Below are 2588 nucleotides of genomic sequence, written 5' to 3' on the forward strand. Positions count from 1 at the left end.
CGCACCACCACCCCCCGCCATCCCGTACGCACCCACAGCCCACGACACATAGTTCGCCAACCCGCCGTGCGTAACCGCCACACCCTTCGGACGCCCCGTCGAACCCGACGTATAGATCACATAGGCGAGCTGATCCGCGCCCACCGTGACCCCCGGCGACGACGCCGGCAACCCCGACACCGCGGCCACCAGGGCCGGTTCGTCGACGGCGATGGTGCGGATCCGGGCGAGCGGGAGTTCGTCGAGGAGTTCCTCCGTGCCGATCAGGACGGCTGCCCTGCTGTCGGTGAGCATGTAGGTGAGCCGCTCGGCCGGGTACTCGGGGTCGAGCGGTACGTACGCCGCGCCGGCCTTCCAGGTCGCGAGGATCGCCACGATCATCTCGATGCTCCGCGGGAGGCAGAGGCCGACCAGCGACTCCGCGCCCACCCCCTGGGCCACCAGGTAGTGCGCCAGCCGGTTCGCCCGCGCGTCCAGCTCCGCGAAGGACACGTCGACCCCGTCGCACGACACCGCGACGGCATCCGGCACCCGCGCCACCTGCGCCTCGAACAGGCCGGGCACCAGGCCGCCCGGCAGCTCGACCGCCGTCGCGTTCCACTCCTCCAGCACCAGGGCACGCTCCCGCGCGTCCAGCACCCCCACCGCGGACAACCGCGTGTCCGGGGCCTCCTCCAACGCGGAGACCAGGTTGGCCAGCGCCGTCTGCACCAGGACGCCGACCCGCGCGGGGTCGGCCGGAGCCGCGGCCTCGATGGTCAGCCCGAACTCGGTGCCTTCGTCGACGGTCACGTTGAGCGGGTAGTTCGACCGCTCGCGGGAGTACAGCGTGCCGATGCCCTGCAGGCCGGTGCGGGTCTGTTCCCCGGTGGCCTGCCGGTGGCGGTAGTTGAAGATCGCGGCGAGCAGCGGGCTGCCGCCGGGCAGGCCGCTGGCCTGCTGCGCCAGGGCGAGCGGGGCGTGTTCGTGCACGAGCAGCTCGGCCAGCTGGTCCCGCATGGCGACCAGGGCGTCGGCCACCGAGGCGTCCCCGATCCGCACGCGCATGGGCAGGGTGTTGAGGAAGAGGCCCGGGACGCGGTCGGAGCCGGCGCCGGAGTTCATCCGGCCGAACAGCACCGTGCCGAAGACCACGTCGTCGCGGCCGCTGACCGCCGCCAGCACCCGCGCCCACGCCAGGTGGAAGATGGTGGCCGGGCTCACGCCGAGCCGGCGTGCCAGGGCCCGCAGGCGGACGGCCAGGTCGCTGTCGACGACCGTGAGTTCGCGCCGCCCGTCGCTGCCGTCGCCGTGCACGTCCAGGGAGCCGAAGGGCGCGGTGGGTTCGGTGACGTCGCCGAGGAGGGCGGCGAAGTAGCGTTCGTGCTCCTCCCGCGGCACGCCGAGCCGGGCCTGTGCGACGAAGTTGCGGAAGGGCAGCGGTTCGGGCAGGGCGTCGCCGTCGCCGGAGAGCAGGGCGGCGAGTTCCGCGAGCAGGACCTCCATCGTGGTGTGGTCCTGGATCAGGTGGTGGAAGCGGACCGTGGCCAGCCAACGGCCGGTGCCCGGTTCGGCGGCGGTCTGCACGTCCATCATCGGCGCGCGGCGCAGGTCCATCCAGGACTCGCCGGCGGCGACCAGCTGGTCGACCGGGGCCGGGCCGTCCGGGTCGAGCGTCGTCTCGCGGACCGGCAGGCCGGCGTGGCGCAGCACCACCTGGACCGGCTCGCGCAGGCCCTCCCAGACGATGGCGGTGCGGTAGATGTCGTGCCGGTCCACCACCTGCTGGAGTGCGGCGAGGAAGGCGTCCAGGCGCTCGCGCGAGTCGAAGGCGAGGACGGTGGGGGCGACGTAGACGTCGGCGGCCGCGCCGTTCTCCCTGGCCATCAGGTGGTGGAAGAAGAGCCCCTCCTGGAGCGGTGCGAGCGGGTAGACGTCCGCGATGTTGGGTGCGCCACCGGGTGCCTGGGCCACCAGCCGTGCCACCTCGGTCTCGTCGAGGTCCACCAGGGGCAGCATCGCCGGGGTGAGGTGGGTGGCGCCGGCCGGGATCAGGTTCGGCGGCACCGGCACCTGGTCGGGTCCGGCCTCGACGGCCAGGCCTGCGGGTGTCGGGGTCTGGAACAGCGCCTTGACGGAGACCGACACCCCGCGGGTGCGCAGGTGTTCCACCAGGGAGACCGCGAGCAGGGAGTGGCCGCCGAGGGTGAAGAAGTCGTCGTCGACACCGACCCGCTCCAGGCCGAGGACCTCCGCGAAGGCCTCGCAGAGCACCTCCTCCTGCACGGTGGCCGGGGCCCGGCCGGTCCCGGCGGCGGCGTGGTCGGGGGCGGGCAGCGCCTTGCGGTCCAGCTTCCCGTTGACGGTCAGCGGCAGCGCGTCGAGGACGACCACCGCCGACGGCACCAGGTACGCGGGAAGCCGCTTGGCGGCGAACTCCCGGACCGCGTCGGCGAGCCGGCCGTCCGCCGCGTCGTCCTCGTCGGCGGGGACGGCGTAGGCGACCAGGCGCTTGTCACCCGGCGTGTCCTCCCGGACGACCACGGCGATCTGCGCCACCCCCGGCGCCGCACCGAGCGCCTGCCGCACCTCACCCGGCTCGACCCGGA

At 73.8% G+C, this 2588-nt stretch carries 1 protein-coding gene; it reads right to left on the bottom strand.

Annotation, left to right across the window (positions count from 1 at the left end):
* A partial coding sequence (locus J5Y04_RS41060) for an AMP-binding protein (RefSeq protein ID WP_209417656.1) occupies positions 1–2588 on the bottom strand: 2588 nt, incomplete at both ends.

This window comes from Kitasatospora sp. RG8 (assembly GCF_017813315.1).
Lineage (GTDB): Bacteria > Actinomycetota > Actinomycetes > Streptomycetales > Streptomycetaceae > Kitasatospora.